Genomic DNA, 26024 nt, shown 5'->3' with positions numbered 1-26024 from the left:
CGGACGAGGAGAAGCGACGGAGGAGGAAGGACCTATGCGCTCACGACCACTGCGCGCCCTGGGCCCGGCATTAGGGCTCGCACTGGCGCTGGCCGGCTGCGGCGCGGCCCCCGCGGACGACGGGATCGCCAGCGCGGGCGGCGCCACGGCCGGACCGGCGGCATCGGCGTCGGCCCCGGTGGACCGGCAGGACGCCCAGCTCAAGTTCGCCCAGTGCATGCGCGAGCACGGCGTGGACATGCCCGACCCCGGCCCGGACGGCCGCATCCGCATCACGAGCAAGAAGGGCGACCAGGCCGCGACGGAAAAGGCCATGCAGGACTGCCGGCACTTCATGAAGGACGCGATCGGCGACAAGGCCGGCGGCGGCGATCCCGAGGCGCGTGACCGGATGGTCAAGTTCGCCCAGTGCATGCGCGAGCACGGCATCGACATGCCCGACCCGGCCCCCGGCCAGGGCATCCAGATCAAGATCAAGCCGGGTCAGCGGAAGACGCTGGAAGAGGCCCAGAAGGCCTGCGAGGAGTTCGCGCCGGGGAGGAAGCCGTGAGGAAGGGCCTGGTGATCGCGGGCGCCGGCGTCCTCGCCCTGGCCGCCGCCGGAACGGCCGTCGCCATGGCGGGCGGCGACGGCGCGGGAGCGGCCGAGCCGTCCCCGCCCCCGGTGCCCGCCACCGCGTCGATCACGCGTCAGGACCTGATCGACACCAAGACCGTGGAGGGGGCGCTGACCTACTCCGGCGAGCGGCAGGTGACCGCCGACGCCGCCGGCACCGTGACCTGGACGCCCGCCGAGGGCGCGGTCGTCCGGCGCGGCCGCCCGCTGCTCAAGATCGACCGCAGGCCGGTGGTCCTCATGTACGGATCGCTGCCCATGTATCGCCCGCTGCGGCAGGGCGTCGACGACGGCCCGGACGTCGAGCAGCTCGAACGCAACCTCAAGGTCCTCGGCTACGGCGACGACCTGACCGTGGACGACCACTTCAGCTACGCCACCTATCTGGCCGTCAAGGAGTGGCAGGAAGCCGCCGGGCTCCCCGAGACCGGGCAGGTGGACGCCTCCCAGGTGGTCTTCCTGCCGGCCGCCGCCCGGGTGACCGACGCCAGGGTCGAGGTCGGCGACAGGAGCACTCCCGGACGTCCGGTCCTGACCGTCACGGGCGTACGGCGGCTGGTGCACGTGGACCTGTCCACCGACGACCAGTCGCTGGCCAGGAAGGGCGCCAAGGTCACCGTCGAACTGCCGGGCGGCGAGCGGGTCACCGGGAAGATCACCTCGGTCGGCACGGTGGCCAAGGCCGTCTCGTCCGGGCAGGGCCAGGACCAGGGCAGCACCATCGACGTCGACATCACCTTGAGCAAGCCGCCCAAGACACGGCTCGACAAGGCCCCGGTCGAGGTCGAGCTGGTCAGCGAGCGGCGCGAGAACGTGCTGGCCGTGCCGGTGGAGGCGCTGCTGGCCCTGCGCGAGGGCGGCTTCGGCGTCGAGGTGGTCGAGGGCGCCTCCACCCGCGTGGTCCCGGTCGAGCTCGGCGCCTTCGGCGGCGGCATGGTCGAGATCACCGGCGCCGGCCTCGCCGAGGGCATGAAGGTCGGGGTGCCCGCCACATGAGCATCCCGCAGCCCGAGCAGCCCGCCGTGGTGGAGCTGCGCGAGGTGACCAAGGTGTACGGCGCCGGCGTGCGGGCCCTGCGCGGCGTGGACCTGCTGGTCGGACGCGGCGAGCTGGTCGCCGTCGCCGGCCCGTCCGGATCCGGCAAGTCGACCCTGCTGCACCTCATCGGGACCCTCGACCGGCCCACCACGGGCACCGTACGGATCGCCGGGCACGACGTGGCCGGGCTGTCCGACCGGGAGCTTTCCGCGCTGCGCGCCCGCCACCTGGGCTTCGTCTTCCAGCAGTTCCACCTCGCACCGGGGGTGAGCGCGCTGGACAACGTCGCCGACGGCCTGCTCTACACCGGCACGCCGCTGCGGGCGCGGCGCGAACGCGCCGCCGCCGCGCTGGAACGGGTGGGCCTCGGCCACCGGCTCGGCCACCGGCCCGATCAGCTGTCGGGCGGGGAGCAGCAGCGGGTCGCGGTGGCCCGCGCCGTGGCGGGCGACCCGCCGCTGCTGCTGGCCGACGAGCCGACCGGCAACCTCGACTCGGCGGCGGGCGCCGAGGTGCTGAACGTCCTGCGCGACCTGCACGCCGCAGGCACCACGATCGTGGTCATCACCCACGACCCCGAGATCGCCGCGTGGTGCCCCCGACAGGTGCGCGTACGCGACGGCCGGGTCGTCGCCGACGCCGGGGCGGGCGCCGGACGCCGGCCACCCGGGCCCAACCCCAAAGCCGGCCCGAAAGCCCCCGCCGGCCCCGAAACGGCGTGGGCGGCGAAGGGAGCACCACGATGACCCGTCAGCGGCTGACCCCCGCCCGGCTCGGGCCGTCCGACATCCTGCGGACCGGCGCGGCCGGGCTGCGCACCCGCCCCGCGCGGGTGATCCTGTCCGCGCTCGGCATCGCCATCGGCATCGCCACCATGATCGCGGTGCTGGGCATCTCGTCGTCCTCCCGCGAGCAACTGCTGCGCCAGCTCGACCGGCTCGGCACCAACCTGCTCACCGTCGCGCCGGGGCAGACGATGTTCGGCGAGCAGGCCAAGCTGCCCGAGGAGGCGCTCGGCATGGTCCGGCGCATCGGGCCGGTGCGCACCGCCTCGGCCACCGGCACGGTCGACACCACGATCCGGCGCACCGACCGCATCCCCAAGGCCGTGACCGGCGGCATCGCCGTCCAGGCCGCGACCGCCGACCTGCTCACCACACTGGAGGGCCGGGTCGTCACCGGCGCCTGGCTGAACGCCGCCACCGAGACGCGGCCCGCCGTCGTGCTGGGCGCCAAGGCCGCGGAGCGGCTCGGCATCACCAGGACGGGCGTACAGGTCTGGATGGGCGAACGGTGGTTCACCGTCGTCGGCGTCCTCGGCGCGATGCCGCTCGCCCCGGAGATCGAGCGCTCGGCGCTCGTCGGGTTCCCCGCCGCCGAGAAATACCTCGGCTTCGACGGCCACCCGACGACCATCTACGAGCGGTCCGCCGAGGAATCGGTGGAGGCCGTACGCGCCGTGCTGCCGCGCACGGTCAACCCGGAGAACCCGGAGGAGGTCACGGTCAGCAGGCCCTCCGACGCGCTGGCGGCCCGGGCGGCGGCCGCGAGCGCGTTCACCAACCTGCTGCTCGGGCTCGGCGCGGTCGCGCTGCTGGTCGGCGGCGTCGGCGTGGCCAACACCATGGTGATCTCGGTGCTGGAGCGGCGCAAGGAGATCGGCCTGCGCCGCTCGCTGGGCGCCACCCGCGGCCAGGTGCGCCTGCAGTTCCTCGCCGAGTCGCTGCTGCTGTCGGCGCTCGGCGGGGTGGCGGGCGCGGTGCTGGGCGGCCTGGCCACCGCCGGCTACGCGCTGTCGCGCGGCTGGCCGGCGGTGGTCCCGCCCTGGGCGTTCGCGGGCGCCGTCGGCGCCACGCTCGTCATCGGCACCCTCGCCGGTCTCTACCCGGCGATGCGCGCGGCCCGTCTGTCGCCGCCGGTGGCGCTGGCCACCACCTGACGGGTCACCTCCAGCCGTCCGGGTCGACGCCGCCCGGCACCGGCGCCGCCGGGTCGTACGGCTCACGCGTGAAGATGAACGTGTTGAGGTCGAGGTGGGTCACCCCGCCGGGGGAGCGGACCACCCGCAGGGTCTCCCCGGCGTAGTAGCCGTCGAGCCCCAGCCAGGTGCCGTCGGGCCGGGCGGTGAACCGGGAGGCCCGCCCCTGGCCGCTCACCGGGGTCAGCGACAGGCCCCGCTGCGGCAGGACCCGCAGCACGTACGGCGTCGGCCCCCAATACCAGGGCCCGGTCAGCGCCAGCAGGTCCTCGTCCACGGGGGAGGGCGACCACTCGGCCGGCAGCGGCGGCTCGTGCTCGGCCAGGATGTCCAGCAGGGAGGTGTCGAGGTTGCGCACGCCCGAGGTGGTGTTGGCCATCCACAGCACGGCCGTGCCGTCGGCGGGGTCGGCCCACACGGTGGCCAGGAAACCGGGCATCGACCCGGTGTGACCGGCCAGCCGGCGCGGGCCGCCGGGCCCGGTGTGCCGGGCGAGCTGGAGGCCCAGCCCGTAGCCGCGGGTCCAGGTGTCGCCGTCGTCCACGACGGCCGGCTCGCGCATCTCGGCCACGGTGGCCGGGCGCAGCACCTCGCCGGTGTCGCCGCCGATGAATGCCGCCCACCGGGCCAGGTCGGCGGCCGTGGACCACATCTGCCCGGCCGGGGCCATCGCGCCGTGGTCGTTCTCCGGCTCCGGCAGCAGCGTGTCGGCCCACGGGTGCACGGCATACCCGGTGGCGTGCGGCGCGCGCGGGCGCGGGGTGGTGTCGCGCATGCCGAGCGGCTCCAGGATCTCCTCGCGTACGACCTCGTCCCACGGCGCCGACCGCTTGCGCGCGACCAGCTCGCCGAGCAGGGCGAACCCGAGGTTGGAGTAGTGGTAGCGGCGGCCGGGCCGGTGCCGGGACGACTCGGGGCCGAGCGCGGCGATCAGGTCGGCCACCGGCACGCCCGGGGTGCGCTCCCACCACTGGCCGGGAGACTCGGCGGTCAGCCCGCCGCTGTGCGACAGCAACTGGGCGACCGTGACGTCGCCCAGCGGCGTGCCGGGAACGTGCTTGTCCAGGGGATCCAGCAGGTCGAGCCTGCCCTCGTCGCGCAGCCGCATGACGACGACCGCCACGAAGGTCTTGGTGATGGACCCGATGCGGTACTGGGTGTCCCGCGTGGGCGGCTCCCCGCCGACCCGGCCGCGCGCCCCGAACCAGGCGATCTCGCCGTCCCGCACGATCGCCGCCACCACCGACGGCAGCCGCGCCTCGGCCTGCTCGGCCGCCAGCCGGCGCAGCAGTGCGCGGGCCGTCCCCTCCAGCACCATTTTTGGTCGTCCCCTTTCCGTGATCCGCACCAGGCTAGCGTTCCTGTGCCCGCGCGGCCCGGGACTCGGCCCAGGCCGCGCATCGCCCCAAAGAAGCCGGGTTCTCAGCCGTCGAGCCACCGGCCGATCTCGGCACAGACCTGCGCCTTCACCTCCGCAGGGGCGAAGCCGCACTCGACCGAGGCGCGGGCCAGGTCCGCCAGCTCGGCGTCGCTGCACCCGAAGACCTCCCGGGCGCGCTGGTATTCCGCGGCCAGCGATGTCTCCCCGTCCGTGTTCAGGGTGACCGTCAGACCGGCTTCGACCAGGCGCGGCAGCGGGTGCTCGGCCAGCGACGGGACCAGCCCGAGCAGGACGTTCGAGAAGGGGCAGACCTCCAGCGGCACGCGGCGGCTCCGCAGCTCGGCCACCAGCTCCGGGTCCTCCAGCACGCGGATGCCGTGGCCGATCCGCTCCGCGTGCCCCACCGTCAACGCCTCCCGCACGCTGGCCGGTCCTGCCGTCTCCCCGGCGTGGTGCACCAGGTGCACCCCCGCCTCGCGGGCGGCCTGCAACACCTCGGCGAACGGCGCCGCCGGGTGGGACTCGTCCCCGGCCAGGCCGATGGCCACCACCTGCGGGTGCCGTACGGCCAGCTTGAGGCTGTGCCACAGCCGTTCGGCGGGACGGCGGCGGGAGTGGTCCAGGATCACCCGCGTCCGGATGCCGTACCGCTCCGCACCGGCGGCGAGGCCCTCCAGCACGGCCTCCAGCGGCATGTCCGGATCGCCGACCCGCTCGCCGTGGGCCGCCGCGGTGAAGGTGACCTCCGCGTAGCGGACGCCCTGGGCCGCCTCGTCCTGGCAGAACTCCTCGGCGATGCGGCGGAAGTGCCCGGGCTCGCGCAGCAGCGCGCGCACCTGGGCACGCTGGTCGGCGAACTCCCGGAAGTCCCGGAACGGCCGGTCCTGCACCGGTGGGTCGCCGCCCAGCTCGCGGATCGTCGCGGGACGGACGGTGCTTTCCAGGTGAGTGTGCAGGTGAGCCTTGGGCAGCAGGCGGAGGTCTCTCACCGGCAGCACCCTAGGCAATCGGCGCCCGCGGCACCCACACATTTTCCAGCGCGGCGACGGCGACCCCGCTCGGGGCGGCGGTCGCTGTGGGCAACGTGCTGGGCAGCGGAGCCTGCTCGTTGATTCCGAGCGTGATCCGGCGACCGAGCGTCCGCCTCATCGTCACAGGAGGAACGGCAGTGCCCGCGCGACCACGACGGGGCCCGATTTCGGTTCCGTCGGTGACAGGTGGCCGAGGCCGTCGACGGTTTCGAGACTGGCGTCGGGAAGGGCGTCGCGGAGCATGGTGAACTCCGCTCGGTGCTCGGGCCTGGAGCGGCCGCCGACGAGGAGCAGCACCGGGGCGGTGACATCGGCGAACTCGGGGAGCCGGCCATACTGGGCGGCGAGCTGCTCGTGCTCGGCCAGGCATGCCGTCAGCAGGGATCGCATGCGCTCCCATCTCGGCCCGCGCAACACGACGCGCATCACGGTGCGCAGATACCAGTGCGGCAGCTTGGCCATGAAGGCCGGCGCTCCGCCAGAGCCTTGGATGAAGTGGACGAACGCGCCGTAGTGGTCGCCTGCGGCCAGCCGTTCCCGGAACGGCGCCATCCACGCGGTGGGGACGGGGGCGCAGGGCACTCCCGGCTCGTAGACCGCGATGCGGTCGAACAGCGGCAAGGAGCGTGCGGCCTCCAGGACGACGAGCCCGCCATAACTGTGCCCGAAGGCCAGGCGGGCCCCGGTCGCGGCCTGGACGGCGTGCAGGTCCTCGACTTCCTTGGCCAGCGAATACTCCGATCCCTGGGGGCCGCTGGCGCCGCGTCCGCGCCGGTCGACGACGTGCACGGTGAAGGAGCGGGCCAGCAGGCGGGCCAGCGGCAGGTAGTCGTCGGAGGTGCTCAGGTTGCCGCCGACCACGATCAGGTCCGGTCCTGCGCCCAGGGTTCGGTAAGCGATCGCCGTGCCATCGGCCGAAACTGCCGTGTGCTCGTGTAAGGGCGGAGTATCGGTGTTCCGGCTCACTTGCCCGCCTCCCGCTCGAGCCGGTCGAACGTGGTCAGCAGCCGCGCGGTGTGCTCGGCGTACTCGGCGTACGGCACGCCGCTCTCGGCGACGACGGCGGCGAGCCGATCTTCGAACTCCTGCCGGATCGAGGCCACAAGCCGCTTTCCCTCGTCGGTGAGGCTCAGTCGCCGCCGGTTGCCCCCGGCGGGGTCGGGCTGGACGTCGAGGAGACCGTCGGCGGCCAGGACGCCGGTCATGCGGCTCACCGACGGCTCGGTGACGCCGAGGTATTCGGCGAGGGTCCGCTGTGTCGAGGCCCCCAGTTCCCCCACCAGGGTCAGGGCCAGGAACCGGCTGTAGGAGATGTCGTGCTCCGCCCGGAGTATGCGGTCGGCGGCCCGGTCCAGCCGAGCGGTGAGCACATGCAGGTTGAGGCTGAGGTTCCGCTCCATGCCCGCTAACTTAACAAGCTAACTTAGCTAAGGCAAGATGCGGCTACGCGAGCGAGCGTCTGGAGACCTCTCACGGCGCGGTACCGGTCGGTGCGCCGTCCGATGCGGCCGGGGGTGAGTGGCGATCACCTGGCCACGCAGTTCACTGATCGACGGGATCGCGCCGCCTCCGGCGGGCTCCGACGCCGAGAAGCGCTGGGCCGAGAACAACGTGGCGTCCCCCTATTGGGGCGTCCCTTCTGCCGGGCGGGCGGCCGGAGCGGCGGTCCGGCCGCCCGCCCGGGGAATCACCTGGACTCGATCCGGCCCAGCGGATCGCCGGCCGCGGCCAGAGCGGCACGCGCCGCCGGCCAGGCGGAGCCGTCGACGCCGAGCGCGGTGCGGAGGTAGGCCCAGGTGAGCCGCTGGATCAGGGCGACCCGCTCGGGGTTCTCGTCCGTGGTCTCCGTGACGTTGTAGCCGGAGATCCCGCCAAGCGAGTGTTCCGCACCGAACACAGTGAGCAGGCTCTTGCCGTGTGGGCTCTGGACGTACGCGTCGGTGAACCAGTCCGGCCCCCGGACCGACAGCAGGGACTGGTCGTGATCTCCCGCGACCACGAGGGCCGGTGTGGTCATCTCCGCGAAGCCCGGGTTCATGAACGGGAAGTGCTCGGCGGCGAACGGAGTCAGGTCGGCTCCGCCCGTGCCGGGGACGGCGAGCAGCACACCCGCCGTGATCCGCGGGTCGGACAGGTCCTCTCCCGGCTCGCCTTCCGGGCCGAGGACACGCGCCCCGAGGAGCATGCTCGCCGTCTGGGCGCCCCAGGAGTGCCCGGCCACGGCGATGCGGCTCCGGTCGAGCCGCCCGGCGAGGCCGGGAGCGGCGGCTTCGACGAAATCCAGCCCGTCGAGGACGCGCGTGAGGTCCTCGACGCGGAGCCGCCAGATCAGAGACGTACGAGGGTCGTCGGGAGGGAGGTTCAGCGTCCTCGAGTCGAGATGGGTGGGCTGGATCACCGCGAAGCCGTGGGCAGTCCAGAAGTCGACCAGCGGGGCGTAGCCGTCCATCGACTCCCCGAAACCGTGCGAGAAGACGATGACCGGCAGTTCGTTTCCGGTCGCCGGCGCGGACACGCGTACGCGCAGGTCCTCGCCGCGGCCGGGGGCCGGCAGCACGACCGGCCGCACCGCGATGACCGGGGACGGGGTGCCGACGGCCAGGCCGGGAACCGCCACAGTTGTCTCACTCATGGGATGGTCTTCCTCTCAGATGCCACATCTCAACGGGGTCGCCGGCGCCACCGGCGGCGCGGGATGAGTGCGCCGACGGCGGCCGGGCGGAAAGGGAAGTGCGGGGAGGACGCATGGATTGGTCGCAGGCCCGCTGCTCTGGCATCATGAGCAAACGGGACCGTGTCCCGTTTTGACGATACGGAACCATGTCCCGTTTAGCAAGTCGATGGAGGGAGCCGCGCGATGAACGACAGCGACCGGGGCGCGGGACGGGCGGCCCGGCCCAGACGGGCGGACGCACGGCGCAACGAGAAGACCCTGCTCGACGCGGCCGCCGAGGTCTTCGTCGCATCGGGCGTGGACGCGCCCGTACGCGACATCGCGGCCAAGGCCGGCGTCGGGACGGCCACCATCTATCGCCACTTCCCGACGCGGGCGGATCTCATCATCGCCGTCTACCGGCACCAGGTGGAGGCCTGCGCCGAGGCCGGACCGGCCCTGCTGGAGTCCAGCGCGACGCCCTACGAAGCACTGCGACGCTGGATCGGCCTGTTCGTCGACTTCCTGGTCACCAAGCACGGGCTGGCCGCCGTGCTGCGCTCCGACGAGCCCGGGTTCGAGGCGCTGCACGCCTACTTCCTCGACCGGCTCGTGCCCGTGTGCACCCGGCTGCTGGACGCCGCGGCCGCCGCCGGTGAGATCCGCTCCGACGTCCCGGCCCTCCAGCTCATGCACGGCGTCGGGAACCTCTGCATCGGCGCCGAGCACGATCCCCACTACGACGCCCGACGGCTGGCCGGGCTGCTCATCGCCGGGCTGCGCCTGCCGGGCTAGGTCATGTCCGTGCCGCGACGTCCCCAGTGCGACGTGCCCGGTGCGATGTGCCCGGTGCGATGTGCTCAGTGCGACGGCCAGGCGACGTCGTCGATCGCGAGCCACGGCGCCTCGGCCACGGCCGCGGGCGTGAGCCCGGCGAACGCCTTGACCTCGCGGGTGAGGTGGGACTGGTCGACGTAGCCGCTTTCCGCGGCGACACCGGCCGCACCGTGCCCCGCCGCGAGCAGGTGGGCGGCGTGGTCGAACCGCACCAGCTGGGCGGCGCGTTTGGGAGTGATGCCGAGCTGGGACCGGAAGCGCGACCACAGGCGCTTGCGGCTCCAGCCCACCTCGTCCGCAAGGCCGTCGACCCGCACCCGCCCCCGGCGGGCGAGGGTTCGCCGCCAGACGTGCGCGACCTCCGGATCGACCTGCGGACGGGCCTCCAGCCGCCGGCCGATGATGTCCCTCGCGATCGTGAACCGTTCGTCCCACGACGTGGTGGCGCGCAGCCTGTCTTCGGCGCGGGCGGCGTCGCGTCCCCAGAGGTCTTCCAGAGCGAGCACCGCCCCGCTGAGCTCGGCCGATACCCCGAACACGGCGGCCGCCACGATCGGCTCCAGCCGGATCTGGAGGCACTCGACCCGGCGACCGGCCGCCCGGAAGTCGCCGGGAAGGAGCCCGGCGACGACGCTGCCGCGCCGGGTCCGGCCACGGGCGTCGTAGACGACGGTCTCGGTGTCGCTCAGGTCGACGAACAGGGTGACGAACGGATAGGCGACCATGCGGATGTCCCACAGTGCGGGGGAGCGCTGGCGGAACCCGGCCATGCTCACCCCCGGCAGCCGGCCCGGCATGCGCGGGACCGCGACGTCCACCCACGCCCAGTCGTATGACGTCCCCGCCGACGGCATACGACCAGCCTAATCACCCCCGGGCCGCATGATCGGCGGGCCTCGCCCGGTCCCGGAATCCGCTTGCGCGGCCTTGTTACGGTGTCCGCATGCCCTCCCCCTCTCAGCGCGCCCTGCTGCCGCGCTCGGCACCGGCGGCCTCGGGGATGTCGTCCCGCTCGATCGCCGCGCTGCTGGACCGGCTCGACGGACGATCCGTCGAGTGCCACTCCCTCATGGTCGTACGCCACGGTCACGTCATCGCCGAAGGGTGGTGGGCGCCGTACTCGGCCGGACGCCCGCACCTTCTCTACTCGCTGACCAAGTCGTTCACCTCGGTCGCCGTGGGGCTCGCCATCGCCGACGGGCTGCTCGCGCTGGACGACCGGGTGGTCGACGTGCTGCCCGACCACGTTCCGGCCGGCGTCTGCGAGCAGGGACGCCGCATCACCGTTCACCACCTGCTGTCCATGACGGCCGGGCACCGCGACGACAGCCTCGCCGAGGCGTGGGAGCTCGAACCGGGCGACCTGGTGAAGGGCTTCCTGCGCGTGCCGTTCCCCGAGCCCGAGGGCACCCGGCACGCCTACGACAATCCGACCACCTTCGTCCTGGCCCGGATGGTGGAACGGGTCACGGGCCGCGGCCTCCCCGAGTTGCTCGACGAGCGTCTCTTCGGGCCGATGGGCGTCGACCACGCCGAATGGGACCGGGTGGCGAGCGGCGCCGCCTTCGGGTTCCACGGGCTGCACCTCACGACCGAGGCCGTGGCCGCCTTCGGCGAACTGCTGCTGCGCGGAGGACTGTGGGGCGACCGGCGGCTCGTCCCGCGCGAGTGGGTGGAGCTCGCGACCCGGCGGCACATCGCCACCCAGCAGGTCGAGGGCTGGTCGGAGAGCCTCGACACGCTGTGCGGATACGGCTACCAGTTCTGGATGTCGCAGCACGGTTATCGAGGCGACGGCGCGTTCGGCCAGCTGTGCGTGGTCGTCCCGTCGCACGATCTCGTGGTCGCCGTCACCGCCGCCGCGACGGAGGGGGCGCAGATACTCGACCCGATCTGGGAGTGCCTGATCTCCGGCGTGGACCGGGCGGACAGCGCCCGGGACGACGAGATCCTCGCCGAGCGGCTGCGGCGGCTGTCGTTCGCGCCGGTGCCGGGATCGGCCGCCCCGCAGCGCCGCGTCACGGCGAAGGTCGACGCATCCGCCGGGGATTCGCCGCTGCCCGGCGGCACCACGGTGACCGTCGATCCCGTGGACGGTGGCTGGCTCCTGCGGCTGGGGCCGGCGCTCGACGTCGAGGCCGGTCACGGCGCATGGCGGGAGAGCTCGCCGCTCGGCCGCCCTGTCGTGGCGGCCGGCGCCTGGCAGGGCGACACGTTCGTCGCCGACCTTTTCGTCATCACCACTCCTCACCGGGTGCGGCTGGTGGTCGACGCCGGCGCGGGGACGGCGGTGGCGACGTGGAACGTCGTGCCCCTGACCGGCCCCGATCTGGCGGTCCACGTGCGGTCGCCGCTGATGACCCGGCCCGACGTCGCGTAGGAGGCCCGCGCTTCGTCCCCCGCGGCTGCGGTCGCGTCCGGCGGGGGCCGCCGGGTGGGAGACAATGCGACCCATGACGAATCCTCCCGGGGGCGCCGCGGGCAGGCCGCCCGGCGTCCAGCTCGACGCCGTGCTGGAGCGGATCACCTATGCCAACGAGGAGACCGGTTACACGATCGCCAGGGTCGCCACCGAACGGTCCGGCACCGAGCTGCTGACCGTCGTCGGCCCGCTGCTCGGGGCGCAGGTGGGCGAGTCGCTGCGGCTCACCGGCCGCTGGGGCTCCCACCCCAAGTACGGCAGGCAGTTCGAGGTGTGGTCCTACACCACCGTCCTGCCGGCGACGATCCAGGGCATCCAGCGCTACCTGGGCTCCGGGCTGATCAAGGGCATCGGCCCGAAGATGGCCGAGCGGATCGTGGACCACTTCGGCACCGACACGCTGCGGGTCATCGAGGAGGAGCCCAAGCGCCTGGTCGAGGTGCCCGGCCTCGGGCCCAAGCGGACCAAGATGATCGCCGCGGCCTGGGAGGAGCAGAAGATCATCAAGGAGGTGATGATCTTCCTGCAGGGCGTCGGGGTGTCCACCTCCATCGCCGTGCGCATCTTCAAGCAGTACGGCGAGGACTCCATCGACGTGGTCCGCAAGGAGCCCTACCGGCTCGCCGACGACGTGTGGGGCATCGGCTTCAAGACCGCCGACACCATCGCCCAGGCCGTCGGCATCCCGCACGACAGCCCCGAGCGGGTCAAGGCCGGGTTGCGCTACACGCTGTCGCAGGCCGCCGACGACGGCCACTGCTATCTGCCCGCCCCCAACCTGGTCGCCGACGCCGTCAAGATCCTTGAGGTGCCGCCCGACCTGACCACCGCCTGCCTGGAGGAGCTCGTCGCCGAGGAGGGCGTGGTCCGCGAGGAGATCCCCGCCAGGGGAAACGGCGAGCAAGACGACGAGAGCACCGTCCCCGCGATCTACCTCGTCCCCTTCCACCGCGCCGAGCTGTCGCTGGCCGGCACCCTGCGCACCCTGCTGACCGCCGGCCACGACCGGCTCAAGGCGTTCGCCGACGTGGACTGGCCGGCCGCCTTCGACTGGCTGCGCGGCCGCACCGGCGCCGACCTCGCGCCCGAGCAGGCCGAGGCCGTACGGCTCGCGCTGACGGAGAAGGTGGCCGTGCTGACCGGCGGCCCCGGCTGCGGCAAGAGCTTCACCGTGCGCTCGGTGGTGACGCTGGCCCGCGCGAAGCGGGCCAAGGTCATCCTCGCCGCCCCGACCGGCCGGGCGGCCAAGCGGCTGGCCGAGCTGACCGGCCACGAGGCCACCACCGTGCACCGGCTGCTCCAGCTCCGCCCCGGCGGCGACCCCACCTTCGACCGCGACAACCCGCTCGACGCCGACCTGGTCGTCGTGGACGAGGCGTCCATGCTCGACCTGCTGCTGGCCAACAAGCTGGCCAAGGCGGTCGCCCCGGGCGCGCACCTGCTGTTCGTCGGCGACGTCGACCAGCTTCCCTCGGTCGGTGCCGGAGAGGTGCTGCGCGACCTGCTGGCCGCCCCCGGCATCCCCCGGGTGCGCCTGACGCAGATCTTCCGCCAGGCGCAGGAGTCGGGCGTGGTCGTCAACGCGCACCGCGTCAACACCGGCCAGCACCCGCTGGTCCGCGAGTTCCCCGACTTCTTCCTGTTCTCCTGCGAGGAGCCCGAGGAGATCGCCGCGCTGACCGTGGACGTGGTCGCCCGGCGCATTCCCCGCAAGTTCGGGCTCAACCCGCGCAGGGACATCCAGGTGCTGGCGCCCATGCACCGCGGCGCGGCCGGCGCCGGCGCGCTCAACATCGCCCTGCAGGAGGCGCTGACCCCCTCCCGCGAGGGCATGCCGGAGCGCCGCTACGGAGGGCGGGTCTTCCGCGTCGGCGACAAGGTCACCCAGTTGCGCAACAACTACGACAAGGGCGCGGCCGGGGTGTTCAACGGCACGGTCGGCGTCGTCACCGCCATCACCCCCGAGGAGAGCAAGCTGACCGTGCTGACCGACGAGGACGAGAACGTCGACTACTCCTTCGACGAGCTCGACGAACTCGCCCACGCCTACGCGGTCAGCATCCACCGCTCCCAGGGCAGCGAGTATCCGGCGGTCGTCATCCCGCTGGCCACCAGCGCGTGGATGATGTTGCAGCGCAACCTTCTCTACACCGCCATCACGCGTGCCAAGAAGCTCGTGGTCATCGTCGGGTCGCGGCGGGCGCTCGGCCAGGCCGTACGCACGCGGGGGGCGGGCCGCCGCCACACGGGGCTGACCCACCGCCTCCGCGTGCCCTGATCCGCCGTGCCCTGATCTCTCACGGCCTGGCCGGCGCGCCCGCCCCTGCCTGGTCAGTACACCGAGGTGTACGTCACGAACGACGCCTCGTTGACCCTGGTGGTGGCCTTGTAGCAGGCGACGTCGCGGACGTAGACGTCGGAGCCCGCGGTCGTCCACAGGGTGAGCAGGTTGCAGAACTCAGGACCTGGCCCGTACGCCGTGACCTGCACGTTGTTGGGCAGCGCCCCGACCTTGGGGAAGGTCACCAGGCGCAGGCCGAGGCCGGCCGACTGGACCGTGTTGACCGCGCCGGGGTAGTTGAAGTTGATCTGCGGGGGAACCGGCGCGTACGGCCCGGGGTTGGCCGGGACGTTGTCGAAGGTGTAGGCGAACAGCTTCGGCGGCGCGAACGCTCCGGTGATGGCCCGCTCACGCTGGTAGGTGAGGGTCCAGCCGGTGTCGAGCGGGTTGACGGTGGCGTCGTGGCACAGCACCTGGATCTTCTGCCCGGACGGCGCCCAGCTCCAGGCGCCCACCTTGCACCGCGCCGGCTGGGTCGAGTCCACCGCCGTGACCTGGATGTCGCCCGCCGCCACGGACGAGCCCAGCCCGGGCAGCCAGACGGTCCACACGCCGGTAGAGCCGGGGAAGACGGCGTTGGCGCCGAGCGAGGAGTTGTAGTCGGAGGCGATGGAGCTGCCGTCCCAGTAGACGTAGCCGAACGCCTGCGAGGCCGAGGACAGCGCACCGCTGCTGCTGGCGAAGACGAGAGAGAACAGCGCCTTGGCCGGGCCTCCGCCGAACCGGTAGCACCGCACCACGACGATCTCGTCGGGGCCGGACTGGCCCCACTTCTCGATCTGGCACCACTCGGCCGTCTGCGAGATCGCGGTCACGTGCGCGATTCCGCCCGTGGGGATGCCGATGTTCGGGAACCGCACGTAGTACTCCCCGGGGACGCCGGGGGAGACGGTGACCGCGCCGGACGTCCAGCTGCCGGCCTGGTAGGACAGGTTCGGCACGCCGGAGCTGGTGTCGACGTAGGCGAACCCCCACACGTCGGGAACCGCCGCGTTCGCGGCCCCCGCCCCGGCGACGGCGCCGCCGCCGACCAGCGCGCACAACAGTAGTAATCGGGTGAACACGGAGTGTAACAGACGCATGCCGTCCTCCATCGCGGTGGTGCCCAGTGGGCGTACGAGATGTCGACGCCGGGTTTCCGGCGCGTGGTGCCCGTTCGTGGAGCCGTGGAACGTTCTAGTGGGGCGCGGGGATCACCAGCGGCCTCCCGCCCTGTGATAACCCGGGGACCGCTCGTTGAGAAGACCCAATGGCCCAGACCTCGCACATCGCACATTTAGGCGTGAAACGTTCATCTTTCGACGGTCGCCGAAAGATCACGGCCCTAGCCTGCCGGGGAGACGACGACCACCATCGGAAGGGGGGAGGGGGCGGCCTCCACGCGCCCCCGGCCACCGATGACAGCAGATCAGCCCGCCACACCGGAACGGCGGCTCACCCGGCACGCGGACGTGCGCGCCGTGCTCGCCGATCCCCGCTTCCTGGTCCCCGCCGCCCCCGCCGCGCAACCGGGATCGGGGATGGCGTGGCTGCGGGGAGCGGTCAGCAGATTCAGCAACGGAGCCGAGCACGCCCACCGCCGCGCGCGTGTCGCGGAGTTGATCGACGCCCTCGACCCCGTACGGCTGCGCCGCGAGGCCCGCGAGCGGGCCGTGGCCGAACTGGCGGGCGGCGCCCGGGTGGACGTGATGGCGAGGATCGCCCGCCGCGTCCCGGTCGGCGTCCTCGCCACCGCGCTCGGTGTACCGCAGGGCCGGCGGGAGGAGGTGGCCGAGGCGGTGACGGCCATGGCCGCCGCCTACCACCTCCCTCCCGCGCCCAGTACGACGACCGGCGCCGCGTCTCCTGAGGCTGCGTCTCCCGGGGCCGCGTCTCCCGGGGCTGTGTCTCCTGACAACGCGGCGGTGGCCGTGCTGGCCGGCGCGCTGGGCGACGGGCTGGGCGACGGGCGACAGCCGGACCCCGGCCTGCTGGCCGCGGTGGCGGCGGCGCTGATCCAGGCGTGCGACGCCACCGCCGGCCTGGTGGGCAACACCCTCGCCGTCGTGACCCGCCTGCCCGCCGACCTGTCCGTACGGTGGCCGGTCGAGGCGCTGCTCACCGAGACCCTCCGATGGGACCCGCCTGTACGGCTCACGCGCCGGGTGGCGGCCGAGGACGCCACGGCCGGAGGAGTCCTCGTGCCTGCGGGTGCCGTCGTCGTGCTGGACCTGGCGGCGGCCAACCGCGACCCCGAGGTCTTCCCCGACCCGCACCGTTTCGATCCCGCCCGTTTCGATCCCGCCCGTGTCGACGCCGGCCGTGTCGACTCGGATGGTCGGGGCGGCGGGCATCTGGGGTTCGGCAGCGGGATCCGGCCCTGCCCGGGGGAGGGGGCCGCGCTCGCCCTGGCGGCGGGCGTCGTGGAGGCCGCTCTCGCGCACCGCCTCGCCGACCCCGAGATCCCCTACGAGCCGTCGCCGAACCTGCGCGTCCCCGCCTGCCTCCACCTGGAGAGCGCCGCCACCGTGAAAGGACCCCGATGAGCACCCACGCCGAAACCTTCCGTGCCCTTCACCACGCGAACCAGCCGCTGGTGCTGCCCAACGCGTGGGATCACGCCTCGGCGGCGGTCATGGCCGCCGCCGGGTTCGCCGCGATCGGGACCACGAGCCTCGGTGTCGCCGCGGCCGCGGGCAAGCCCGACGCGACCGGCGCCACCGCGGCGGAGACGCTGGCGCTGGCCCGGCGGCTGGCCGGGCTGCCGTGCCCGGTGTCGGTGGACATCGAGGGCGGCTTCGCGGACACGCCGGAAGGGGTGGCCGAGATCACCGCCGAGCTGGCCGGGCTCGGCGTGGCCGGCGTCAACATCGAGGACGGCCGGCCGGACGGGACGCTGGCGGACCTCGGCGAGCGGTGCGAGACGATCGCGGCGGTCAAGACGAAGGCGCCGGGGCTGTTCGTCAACGCCCGCACCGACACCTACTGGCTGGGCGCCGGGGACCTGGCCGCGACCGTCGGACGGCTGCGGGCCTTCGCCGAGGCCGGGGCCGACGGGGTGTTCGTCCCCGGGGTCGCCGGCGGCGACGACATCCGGGCGCTGGTGGAGGCGGTCGACCTGCCGCTCAACGTGCTGTTCCTGCCCGGCCGTCACACCGTCGCGGGTCTGGCCGCGCTCGGCGTGCGCCGGATCAGCACCGGATCGCTGTTGCTGCGGGCCGCACTGCATGCGGTGGCCGAGACCGCCCGGGCGGTCGCCACGGGTGAGCGGATCCCCACGGGCTTTCCCTCGTACGAGGACGTGCAGGTCCTCGCCACGACGGGCGCATGACCCGCCGCTTGATCAGACTTGACGCGCACCTTACCGTTTCTTGGGACGGGCACAGTGAACAGCGACCGAAATGTGACCTAAGCACCGGAGAAAATGCCAACATAGGAGGCAACCCCGAATAAGGTCTTATGGTGCCCTTCGCGCTCATGGGGGAGTAGTTGTGCTGAGCACTGGAAGTCGTTCGAGGTGGCCGATCGCCGGAGTCGCCGTGGTCTTGGCCGCATCTCTGTCGGCATGCTCCGGTGGATCCAGCACGCCGGACTCGACGGGCGGGAACTCCGGCGACGCCGCGCCCGCCATCCCGGCCCCGAAAATCACGATCAGCCCGGCGACGGGCAGCGCGAAGGTGCGCCCCGACAAGACCGTGGTCGTCACTGCCTCGGACGGCGAGCTGGAGGAGGTCACCGTCAGGGCGGGCGGCAAGACGCTCGACGGCGAGTTCGACTCCACGCACACCAAGTGGACCTCCAAGGAACCGCTGAAGCCCTCCGCCAAATACACGGTCTCGGCCAAGGCCACCGGCGAGGGCGGCCCGGCGACCGCGACCAGCCGCTTCACCACGCTCAAACCCAAGGTCGGGCTGGAGGTCGTGGACGTCACCCCCGGCATCAAGGGGGAGACCGTCGGCGTCGGCATGCCGATCATGGTCAGGTTCAACGCGCCGGTGCAGGACAAGGCCGCCGTGGAGCAGGCCCTGGAGGTGGACGCGGAGAAGCCGGTCAAGGGCGCCTGGCGGTGGATCGACGACAGGTACGTCATCTACCGCACCGCCAAATACTGGCCCGCGCACCAGAAGGTCAAGTTCACCGCGCACCTGACCGGTGTGAAGGCCGGGCCGGACACGTACGGCATGGAGGACCACAGCACCACCATCAAGATCGGCGCCGCCTGGATCAGCTCGGTCAGCACCAAGACCCACATGATGGTGGTCCGGCGCGACGGCAAGGTCGTGCAGACCATGAAGATCAGCGCCGGCATGGCGACCACCCGCGAGTACACAACCACCAGCGGCATCCACCTGACCATGGAACGCGGCAACCCGGTCACGATGATCTCCCCGGGCAAGAAGGAGGGCGACCCCGGCTACTACAAGGAGGTCGTCAACCACGCGGTGCGCATCTCCAACAGCGGCGAGTACGTGCACAGCGCGCCCTGGTCGGTGGGCTCGCAGGGCCGGGCCAACGTGAGCCACGGGTGCATCAACGCCAGCCCCTCCCAGGCCAAGTGGTTCTACGACAACTTCCACCGGGGCGACGTCGTCAAGATCGTCGGTACGAACCGGATCCTGGAGTGGAACAACGGCTGGGGCTTCTGGCAGATGCCGTTCAGCAAGTGGCAGCAGGGTAGCGCCCTCGAATCGTGATGCCCTCGCTTGCATCGAGGAATCCCGATACCTCGGTGGGTGGGCGGTAGCCTGGGTTCATGGCGGAGACCGTGGCATTGCCGGATCCCGGGCTGGTGGAGGCGTTGCGTGCGCTGTCGAACCCGATGCGGTTGCAGCTGCTGATGTGGCTGCGTGAGCCCGAGCGGCACTTCCCGCTGGAGGAGGCGATCGCCGACCCGGCCGAGGTCGGGGTGTGCGTGAGCCACATCCAGGCCAGGACGGGTCTCGCGCAGTCGACGGTGTCGGCCTACATGGCCGAGCTGCAGCGGGCGGGCCTGGTGAAGGCCACGCGGGTCGGCAAGTGGACCCACTACAAGCGCGACGAGCAGCGCATCGCCCGGCTCGTCGCCACGCTCGGAGAGACCCTCTAGAAACCGTGACGCCGGATGGCGTGGCCCTAGCGTGGACCTTCATATCGAAGATCTGCGATACTTCGATATGTTGATATGAGGCGAGCGTGAGGAGATCACCGATGGGCGACCTCGGCGGCCTGGACCTAGGCGGGTTCGGCATCTACACCTTCGACTTCGAGCATCAGCCCGCCGCGCTGATTCGCGAGTCGGTCCAGGAACTGGAGGATCGAGGATGGCCCGCGTTCTGGATCCCGGAGCTGGTGGGGCGTGAGGCGTTCACACACGCCGCTTATCTGCTGTCCTGCACCCGGCGGATCACCGTGATCAACGGCATCGCGCAGATCTGGTCGCGCGAGGCCCCGCGGGCGTACGGCGCCGCGCTGCTCCTGGCCGACGCCTACCCCGGACGGCACGTGCTCGGCCTGGGATTCGGCGGCGTGCCACGGCCGGGGACCACGCCGCTCGCGGCGATGGCCGGATATCTCGACGAGATGGACGCGCTGACGACGCCCAACCCGCTGCCGCGCACGCCGATGCGCCGCATCCTGGCGGCGTACGGGCCCAAGATGCTCGAGCTGGCCCGTGAGCGCTCCGCCGGCGCCCTCACCTACCACGTCACGGTGGCGCACACCGCCCGGGCACGGGAGATTCTCGGGCCGGACGCGTTCCTGGGCGTCGAGCACGCGGTGCTGTTCGAATCCGATCCCGCACGGGCCCGCGCGACCGCGCGCGAGCACCTCCACCGCTACCTGAACACACCGTACAACATCGCCAAATTCCGGCGGCTGGGCTACACGGACGAGGACTTCACCGGCGGCGGCAGCGACCGCCTCGTGGACGACCTGGTGTTCTGGGGGGACCTCGACACGATCGTGACCAAGCTCGGCGCCCACCGCGACGCCGGAGCCGACCACGTCGCGATCCAGGTCATCGGCGTCGAGCCGGGGAAATCCGCGATGCCGCACTGGCGGATGCTCGGCGACGCGCTGCTGCCCCAGCAGGCCGGCGTACGGCGCACGGCCTGAGGGGCGGCCGGGGTCCTACTGCACGCCCCACTTCATGAGGGCGAAGGCGCCCACGATCTTCAGCGCGACGAGCGCGATGACCACGCAGAACACGATCAGCGCGGGGCGGTGCTCGAAGTGCTTGCCCTCCTTCAACGGAGGCCGCTTCGCCACGCGCTCGGCGATGCGCTCTTCGATGGGTTTGCGGTGGAACATGAAGGCAGATTACTACCCGTGCCGCCCGGCCCATCTCCGATCACCGGGAGCGGCGGGCCGCCGCGGCCGGGTCGTGATCAGAGGGCGGGGAAAAGGATTGGACGAGATCGTGATCGGGCTTGTAGCGTGCCGTCGACCGTGACACCGCCCGAGGAGGTGAGACCCATGAACGCTGTATCGATGTGGGTGCTCCCCCTTCCCGTCACGGCCGGGCGATCGACGTAGGTGTCGCCGGGAGCGCCGAGGCACTCCCGAAAGGCACCACCTATGCGTACTTCATTCACCGGCGACCCGTCTCCCGCCTCCGATGCCGATCACGCGCCCGCGTACGACGTGGTCATCGCCGGGTGCGGGCCGACCGGCGCGATGCTGGCCGCCGAGCTGCGGCTCCACGACGTGCGGGTGCTCGTCGTGGACAAGGAGACAGAGCCCAAGTCGTTCGTCCGCATCGTCGGCCTGCACATCCGCAGCATCGAGCTGATGGCCATGCGCGGACTGCTGGAGCGGATCCTCCCGCACGGGCGACGGCGCCCGGCAGGCGGCTTCTTCGCCGCCATCGACAAACCCGCGCCCACGGGCCTGGACTCCGCGCACGCCTATCTGCTGGGCATCCCGCAGCCGGTCATCGAGCGCCTGCTCGAAGAACACGCGACCGAGCTGGGCGCGCAGGTCCGGCGCGGCTGTGCGGTGGCCGGTTTCGAGCAGGACGACGAGGGCGTGACCGTCGAGCTGTCCGACGGGCTACGGCTGCGCTCGCGCTATCTCGTCGGCTGTGACGGCGCGCGCAGCACGGTGCGCAAACTGCTCGGCGTCGGCTTCCCCGGCGAACCCTCGCGGAACGAGACGCTGATGGGCGAGATGCACGTGGGGGTGCCGCAGGAGGAGATCACCGCCACGATGGCCGGCATCCGCGAGACCCCGAGGTCGTTCTGGCTCAGGCCGTTCGGCGGTGGTGTCTACAGCGTCCTCGTCCCCGCCCTGGGAACCGGTGACCGGGCGGAACCGCCCACCCTCGAGGATTTCCGGCAGGCGCTGCGCGCCATCGCCGGAACCGACTTCGGCGTGCACTCCCCGCGCTGGCTGTCCCGCTTCGGCGACGCCACCCGGCTGGCCGAGCGTTATCGGGCCGGGCGGGTGCTGCTGGCCGGCGACGCGGCGCACATCCATCCGCCCATCGGCGGGCAGGGCCTCAACCTCGGCGTCCAGGACGCGGTGAACCTCGGCTGGAAACTGGCCGCGCAGGTCCGCGGCTGGGCGCCGGACACCCTGCTCGACACCTACCAGGCCGAACGCCGCCCGGTCGCCGCGGACGTGCTGGACAACACCCGCGCCCAGCGGGAACTGATGTCCCCCGAGCCGGGCGCGCAGGCCGTACGCAGGCTGCTCACCGAGCTGATGGACTTCGAGGAGGTGAACCGATATCTCATCGAGAAGATCACCGCGATCGGCGTCCGCTACGACTTCGGCGAGGGCCCCGGCCTGCTCGGCCGCCGTCTGCCCGACATCGAGGTGAAACAGGGCCGCCTCTACGACCTGCTGCGTCGCGGGCGCGGCCTGCTGCTGGACCGCACCGGACGCCTGACCGCCGGCGGCTGGCCGGACCGGGTCGACCACCTCGCCGATCCTGCGGCGGCGCTGGACGTTCCGGGTGTCCTGCTCCGGCCCGACGGCCACGTCGCCTGGATCGGCGACGACCAGCGGGACCTGGACGTCCACCTCCGCCGCTGGTTCGGCGAGCCCGCCGGCTCACGTGGGGACCGGTCATGACGGCCCGCCGGCCGGATTGACGGCGAGCACACACGCGGCGGGCGGGTCGAGGTCGAGGGTCTCGACCCGCGGACGGGTGAACCCGGCCCGGGTGAGCAGGCCCCCCAGCTCCTGCGCGGCCCGGGCCGTGGTGTCCCGGGTGGCGCCGGGACAGCGGGGCTGGCTGACGAGCGCGATGCGCCCTCCGGGGCGGAGCAGGCGGCGCAGCTCGCCGAGCCGCTCCACCGGCTCGGGCCAGAACCCCACCGAGTTGACCGCGAGGATCGCGTCCAGCGGGTCGCCGAAGCTCGGCAACTCCGCCACGGATGCCTGCGTGAGGTGCACGCGGCCGGCGCGGATGGCGGCGGCGTTGCGGCGGGCCGCCTGCCGCACCATGGCCTGCGAGTGGTCCACGCCGAAGACCTGGCCCCGCACGGCGCGGGCGGCGAACGCGGCGATGGCGATGCCGGGGCCGAAGCCGATCTCCAGCACCCGGTCGGTGGGCCGCACGTCCAGCAACGCCACCGCCCAGACGTTGCGCTTGCGGTTGGAGGGGCGAAGGGCGAACAGCCACCCGTTCGCCCACCCGACGACGCCCCTCGGGCGATGCGCCTGGCCCACCAGATATCCGATCACGCGTTGCTTGAAAGATGTCCCTGTTGTCCGCATGCCCGCCAGTCAACGGCTTCAAGTACGCTTGAAGTCAATGGACGAGCAGTTGACGATCGGCGAGCTGGCGCGCCGCACGGGCGTCGCCACCTCCGCGCTGCGCTACTGGGAGGAGCTCGGCCTGCTGCCGCCGCCCGCCCGGGTCTCGGGGCAGCGGCGCTACCCGCCCTCGGCGGTCGGGCTGGTCGGCCTCATCCTGATGCTGCAGGACGTCGGGTTCACCCTGCGGGAGGCCAAGGCGTTCGTCGACTCCCGTTCCCTGGACGACGACGGCTGGCGGGAACTGTACGAACGCAAGCTCGCCGAGCTGGACCAGCGGATCGCCCGGGCGCAGGTGGCACGCACCGCCATCGCCCACGGCCTGGCCTGCCCGCACGAGAAGATCTTCGAGTGCCCCAACTTCGCCAAGGGGATCGAGGCGATCCTCGCGGGAGGCACTCTCAAAGAGGTCCACGAACAGATCCACTCGGACTGACTCCCGCCGCTCACGATGGCCCGCTCGACGACCTCCGGGATCATCTCACCGCAGGAACTGGTGCGGGGTCGGCCCCCCAACCTGCCCGGTCAGGCTCGGGCCGCCGAGTCCGGCGAGCAGCTCGCGCAGCAGATCGGAAAGCTGCTCGCGGCGTTCGCGTGACCTGGCGAGGCGAGCCAGTGCACGGTCTCGGCGATGTCCTGCGGCGACCCCGCCCGGCCGGTGTGGGTCTGCCCGGCCGGCATCGCATCGGCGGGCCGGGCCGTCGCGGCCGGTCAGCCGCCGAGGCCGAGCCGTACGGCCCGGGCGAGAGGGGTGGCGTCGCCGGCGGTCAGCGGCTCGGCCAGGAAGAACGGCATCTGGGACATGAAGCGCGGCCGGGTGCCGTGATGAGGCTGAGCGGCGTGGACGAGGTGCGGATGGCACAGGTAGACATCGCCGGGCAGTCCCGTGGCGAGTGCCTCGGGGCGGTGCGCGCTCGCCTCGTCCAGCACCGGGCCGGAGGCGAAGAACTCCAGCCCCTGCTCGCCGTACGGTTCCAGGACGCGGACCGTGTCGAGATGGGAGCCGACCCTGATGCGGGTGGGCGCGTCGCCGGGACCGACCTCCGACAGCAGCGCCAGCACGAGCATCGTGCGGGACGCGAGAACGACCTTCCCCCAGGCGCCGTCCGGTCCGGGGTCGTTCTGGTCGATGTGCCAGCCGGTGTCCCCGGCGTCGTCGGGGTGGGGGAAGCGCACCGGCGTGTTGCCGATGGTGCCGCGCGGCGCCCATCCGTCCTTGCCCGCCACGAGGTCCAGCGCCTCGGCGAGTGCCGGGGCGCGCATCGCCTCTCCGAACGGGCCCCGCCCCGCGGGGTCGGGGGCGGCCCACACCACCGGCTTCGTCCAGTCTTCCGGCCGGTCGGGGGACAGCCCGATCTGCCGCCACAGCAGGTCTCTGATCCGGTCGCCGGTCTCGCGCGGGAACGCCTGCTCGATCTTGAGGAAGCCCTCGGTGACGAAACGGTCGAGGTCGGCGTCGGTGAAAGCAACCATGGCGGGACGCTAGCGAGGCCCGGCGACCGATGTCGACCGATTAAACCCCTCGGCGTGAGCCCATCGGCGGAACCCCTCGGCTTGAACCGCTCGGCGCCTCATCCGCCGAGCTCGGACAGGCGGCGCAGGGCCGCCTCCAGCTCGCCGGTGAGGCGCGCGACCTCCCGCTCCAGTTCGAGGATGCGGCGGATGGACGCGAGGGTCATGCCCTCGGTGACGAGGCCCACCACGTAGCGCACCTGTCCGATGTCGTGGCGGGAGTAGCGCCGCTGCCCGCCGGCCGACCGGCGGGGCCGGACCACCGCGAACTCGTCCAGCCGGCGCAGGAACGCCTGCTGGACGTCGAGCATCTCGGCGACCTGGCCGACCGAATACAGAGGCGCGTGCTCGTCGTCGATGGGCAGGCGGGGCATCATCACCTCCGGGTACGGCGGCGGGCCGGCGTACCAAGGACGCCGGCCCGCGGGTGGTCGGGTGCTCAGGCCTTGATGGCCCTGCGCTCCCCGCTCCTGATCTCGATCTTGCGCGGCTTGGCCTGCTCCAGGACCGGGATCCGCAGCGTCAGGACTCCGTTGTGGTAGCCGGCCTCGATCCGCTCGCTGTCCAGGTGCTCCGGCAGGTAGACGCGGCGGGTGAACTGCCCCATCGTGCGCTCCCTGACGAACACCCGGTCGTCGTCGCCGAGCTCCTCCTCGCGGCGGGCGCTGACGGTCAGCACGCCGCGGTCGACGGTGACGTCGATGCTGTCGGGATCGACGCCCGGAAGGTCGAACCGGAGCACGACGTCATCCTTGCGGCGGACGCCGTCCAGGGGCATCACACCCCCGCCGCCGTCGGTCGCACCGAACGCGGAGCGGGCGATGCGGTCGAACTGCCGCTCGAACTCCTGGACGAAGGGGTCGATCGACGTGAGCAGCATCGCAACCTCCTTCTTGTTACTCCCATAGGAGGAAACCTTCTACTTCATTTATAAGTTACTTGCGCGCAGGATGCAAGCTGTCCGGACGGCGGCGCCGCGACCTCGGGTTCGCGCCGCAGCGGCGTCTCCGCCCGGCGTCACCAGGCCTTGCCGGCCGGCTCCCGGACCGTACGGTTGATCCGGTTGAAGAAGTTGGTGAGCGCGATGTTCAAGATGATCGCCGACAGCTCACTCTCGTCGAAGTGGGCGGTAGCGTCGTCCCAGATCTCGTCGGTCACGCCCGGCGCGCCGTCCTGGATCCGGGTGGCGGCCTCGGTCAGCGCGAGCGCCGCCCGCTCGGCCTCGGTGAAGAACGGCGCCTCGCGCCAGGCGACCACGTTGTGCAGCCGCTCGTCGGTCTCCCCGTGCTTCTTGGCCGACGCGACCCCGGCGAACACGCAGGCGCTGCAGCCGTTGATCTGGCCGGCCCGCAGGTGAACCAGTTCGAGGACGCGCGGGTCCACGCCGCTGGAGTGGACGGCCTTGAACAGGTGCTGGATCGCGGTGGTCACGTCGGGGTTCGCCGGGCTCTTCATGCGTGCTTCCATCGGTGGTGCTCCTTCGTCGGTTACCTCG

The 26024-nt window shown here is 72.3% G+C and carries 28 protein-coding genes; 15 read left to right on the top strand and 13 right to left on the bottom strand.

What is annotated here, in order from left to right:
• Positions 1-34 precede the first annotated feature (34 nt).
• Genes OHB01_RS29425 through OHB01_RS29410 form a run of 4 tightly spaced genes read left to right on the top strand, consistent with a single transcriptional unit; the run spans position 35 to position 3592 of the window.
• The gene (locus OHB01_RS29425; protein ID WP_142651019.1) at positions 35-550 is read left to right on the top strand and encodes a hypothetical protein; all 516 of its coding nucleotides are present in this window, start codon (positions 35-37) and stop codon (positions 548-550) included.
• Positions 547-1611: an efflux RND transporter periplasmic adaptor subunit gene (locus OHB01_RS29420; RefSeq protein ID WP_260617481.1), complete on the top strand. Its 1065-nt coding sequence runs from the start codon at positions 547-549 to the stop codon at positions 1609-1611. Before OHB01_RS29425 ends, OHB01_RS29420 begins: the two co-directional genes overlap by 4 nt.
• Positions 1608-2399, top strand: coding sequence for an ABC transporter ATP-binding protein (locus OHB01_RS29415; protein WP_142651018.1), 792 nt, complete (start codon positions 1608-1610; stop codon positions 2397-2399). The genes OHB01_RS29420 and OHB01_RS29415 overlap by 4 nt, the downstream gene beginning before the upstream one ends.
• A complete protein-coding gene (locus OHB01_RS29410; protein WP_328854269.1) occupies positions 2396-3592 on the top strand; it encodes an ABC transporter permease in 1197 nt (398 codons plus the stop codon). The genes OHB01_RS29415 and OHB01_RS29410 overlap by 4 nt, the downstream gene beginning before the upstream one ends.
• A gap of 4 nt (positions 3593-3596) precedes the next feature.
• Here OHB01_RS29410 and OHB01_RS29405 read toward each other — a convergent pair whose 3' ends face one another.
• The 5 genes from OHB01_RS29405 to OHB01_RS29385 form a co-directional block, all read right to left on the bottom strand.
• A complete protein-coding gene (locus tag OHB01_RS29405) occupies positions 3597-4949 on the bottom strand; it encodes a serine hydrolase domain-containing protein (protein ID WP_147944896.1) in 1353 nt (450 codons plus the stop codon).
• Positions 4950-5053: 104 nt separating this feature from the next.
• The gene (gene add, locus OHB01_RS29400; RefSeq protein ID WP_168066426.1) at positions 5054-6001 is read right to left on the bottom strand and encodes an adenosine deaminase; all 948 of its coding nucleotides are present in this window, start codon (positions 5999-6001) and stop codon (positions 5054-5056) included.
• A gap of 162 nt (positions 6002-6163) precedes the next feature.
• Positions 6164-6904 (bottom strand): alpha/beta fold hydrolase, encoded by a 741-nt coding sequence (locus OHB01_RS29395; RefSeq protein ID WP_168066424.1) that lies wholly within the window; start codon positions 6902-6904, stop codon positions 6164-6166.
• Positions 6905-7005: 101 nt separating this feature from the next.
• Positions 7006-7443, bottom strand: a complete 438-nt coding sequence (locus tag OHB01_RS29390) for a MarR family winged helix-turn-helix transcriptional regulator (RefSeq protein WP_142651014.1) — start codon at positions 7441-7443, stop codon at positions 7006-7008.
• Positions 7444-7730: 287 nt separating this feature from the next.
• Positions 7731-8675 (bottom strand): alpha/beta hydrolase family protein, encoded by a 945-nt coding sequence (locus OHB01_RS29385; RefSeq protein WP_147944898.1) that lies wholly within the window; start codon positions 8673-8675, stop codon positions 7731-7733.
• A gap of 225 nt (positions 8676-8900) precedes the next feature.
• Between OHB01_RS29385 and OHB01_RS29380 the strand changes: the two genes are divergently transcribed.
• On the top strand, positions 8901-9491 hold the full coding sequence (locus tag OHB01_RS29380; protein WP_142651013.1) for a TetR/AcrR family transcriptional regulator: 591 nt from the start codon (positions 8901-8903) through the stop codon (positions 9489-9491).
• Between the two features lie 65 nt (positions 9492-9556).
• Here OHB01_RS29380 and OHB01_RS29375 read toward each other — a convergent pair whose 3' ends face one another.
• Positions 9557-10387, bottom strand: a complete 831-nt coding sequence (locus tag OHB01_RS29375; protein WP_240971990.1) for a helix-turn-helix domain-containing protein — start codon at positions 10385-10387, stop codon at positions 9557-9559.
• Positions 10388-10476: 89 nt separating this feature from the next.
• Between OHB01_RS29375 and OHB01_RS29370 the strand changes: the two genes are divergently transcribed.
• Together OHB01_RS29370 and OHB01_RS29365 are read left to right on the top strand one after the other, a co-directional pair.
• Positions 10477-11913: a serine hydrolase gene (locus tag OHB01_RS29370; RefSeq protein ID WP_328854268.1), complete on the top strand. Its 1437-nt coding sequence runs from the start codon at positions 10477-10479 to the stop codon at positions 11911-11913.
• 73 nt (positions 11914-11986) lie between these two features.
• Positions 11987-14233: an ATP-dependent RecD-like DNA helicase gene (locus OHB01_RS29365; RefSeq protein ID WP_142651012.1), complete on the top strand. Its 2247-nt coding sequence runs from the start codon at positions 11987-11989 to the stop codon at positions 14231-14233.
• A gap of 53 nt (positions 14234-14286) precedes the next feature.
• Here OHB01_RS29365 and OHB01_RS29360 read toward each other — a convergent pair whose 3' ends face one another.
• Complete coding sequence (locus tag OHB01_RS29360; protein WP_142651011.1) at positions 14287-15378, bottom strand: hypothetical protein; 1092 nt, start codon at positions 15376-15378, stop codon at positions 14287-14289.
• Positions 15379-15693: 315 nt separating this feature from the next.
• On the opposite strand from OHB01_RS29360, the gene OHB01_RS29355 reads away from it, so the two are divergent.
• The 5 genes from OHB01_RS29355 (at position 15694) to OHB01_RS29335 (ending at position 20368) form a co-directional block, all read left to right on the top strand.
• Positions 15694-16821, top strand: a complete 1128-nt coding sequence (locus tag OHB01_RS29355) for a cytochrome P450 (RefSeq protein WP_328854267.1) — start codon at positions 15694-15696, stop codon at positions 16819-16821.
• Positions 16818-17606, top strand: a complete 789-nt coding sequence (locus OHB01_RS29350) for an isocitrate lyase/phosphoenolpyruvate mutase family protein (RefSeq protein WP_328854266.1) — start codon at positions 16818-16820, stop codon at positions 17604-17606. Before OHB01_RS29355 ends, OHB01_RS29350 begins: the two co-directional genes overlap by 4 nt.
• Positions 17607-17814: 208 nt before the next feature.
• A complete protein-coding gene (locus OHB01_RS29345) occupies positions 17815-18969 on the top strand; it encodes a L,D-transpeptidase (protein WP_260617479.1) in 1155 nt (384 codons plus the stop codon).
• Between the two features lie 59 nt (positions 18970-19028).
• Positions 19029-19361, top strand: a complete 333-nt coding sequence (locus OHB01_RS29340; protein WP_142651008.1) for an ArsR/SmtB family transcription factor — start codon at positions 19029-19031, stop codon at positions 19359-19361.
• A gap of 101 nt (positions 19362-19462) precedes the next feature.
• Positions 19463-20368, top strand: coding sequence for a TIGR03620 family F420-dependent LLM class oxidoreductase (locus OHB01_RS29335; RefSeq protein WP_142651007.1), 906 nt, complete (start codon positions 19463-19465; stop codon positions 20366-20368).
• Between the two features lie 15 nt (positions 20369-20383).
• Here the strand turns inward: OHB01_RS29335 and OHB01_RS29330 are convergent, their stop codons facing one another.
• Entirely contained in the window at positions 20384-20563 is a 180-nt protein-coding gene (locus OHB01_RS29330; protein ID WP_142623945.1) for a hypothetical protein, read from the bottom strand.
• Positions 20564-20830: 267 nt separating this feature from the next.
• Between OHB01_RS29330 and rox the strand changes: the two genes are divergently transcribed.
• Positions 20831-22330 carry a rifampin monooxygenase gene (gene rox, locus OHB01_RS29325; protein WP_147944902.1) on the top strand — a complete coding sequence of 500 codons (1500 nt, stop codon included), beginning with the start codon at positions 20831-20833 and terminating at the stop codon, positions 22328-22330.
• Here the strand turns inward: rox and OHB01_RS29320 are convergent.
• Entirely contained in the window at positions 22325-22945 is a 621-nt protein-coding gene (locus OHB01_RS29320; protein ID WP_221890001.1) for a class I SAM-dependent methyltransferase, read from the bottom strand. The genes rox and OHB01_RS29320 overlap by 6 nt on opposite strands.
• A gap of 70 nt (positions 22946-23015) precedes the next feature.
• Here OHB01_RS29320 and OHB01_RS29315 point away from each other — a divergent pair, with 70 nt between their 5' ends.
• Together OHB01_RS29315 and OHB01_RS29310 are read left to right on the top strand one after the other, a co-directional pair.
• Positions 23016-23453 (top strand): MerR family transcriptional regulator, encoded by a 438-nt coding sequence (locus OHB01_RS29315; protein WP_142651003.1) that lies wholly within the window; start codon positions 23016-23018, stop codon positions 23451-23453.
• 15 nt (positions 23454-23468) lie between these two features.
• Complete coding sequence (locus OHB01_RS29310; protein ID WP_328854265.1) at positions 23469-23615, top strand: hypothetical protein; 147 nt, start codon at positions 23469-23471, stop codon at positions 23613-23615.
• Between the two features lie 113 nt (positions 23616-23728).
• On the opposite strand, the gene OHB01_RS29305 is transcribed toward OHB01_RS29310, so the two are convergent.
• From OHB01_RS29305 to OHB01_RS29290, 4 genes are all read right to left on the bottom strand, one after another.
• Positions 23729-24490 carry a mitomycin antibiotics/polyketide fumonisin biosynthesis protein gene (locus OHB01_RS29305; protein WP_142651002.1) on the bottom strand — a complete coding sequence of 254 codons (762 nt, stop codon included), beginning with the start codon at positions 24488-24490 and terminating at the stop codon, positions 23729-23731.
• A gap of 98 nt (positions 24491-24588) precedes the next feature.
• Positions 24589-24906, bottom strand: a complete 318-nt coding sequence (locus OHB01_RS29300) for a MerR family transcriptional regulator (RefSeq protein ID WP_142651001.1) — start codon at positions 24904-24906, stop codon at positions 24589-24591.
• A gap of 62 nt (positions 24907-24968) precedes the next feature.
• On the bottom strand, positions 24969-25409 hold the full coding sequence (locus OHB01_RS29295) for an Hsp20/alpha crystallin family protein (RefSeq protein WP_142651000.1): 441 nt from the start codon (positions 25407-25409) through the stop codon (positions 24969-24971).
• A gap of 137 nt (positions 25410-25546) precedes the next feature.
• On the bottom strand, positions 25547-25996 hold the full coding sequence (locus OHB01_RS29290) for a carboxymuconolactone decarboxylase family protein (protein ID WP_142650999.1): 450 nt from the start codon (positions 25994-25996) through the stop codon (positions 25547-25549).
• Between the last annotated feature and the right edge of the window lie 28 nt (positions 25997-26024).

Source organism: Microbispora hainanensis (assembly GCF_036186745.1).
GTDB lineage: Bacteria > Actinomycetota > Actinomycetes > Streptosporangiales > Streptosporangiaceae > Microbispora.
The sequence above is the reverse complement of the archived record's forward strand: the minus strand, read 5'-3'. Positions and strand labels throughout refer to the sequence as shown.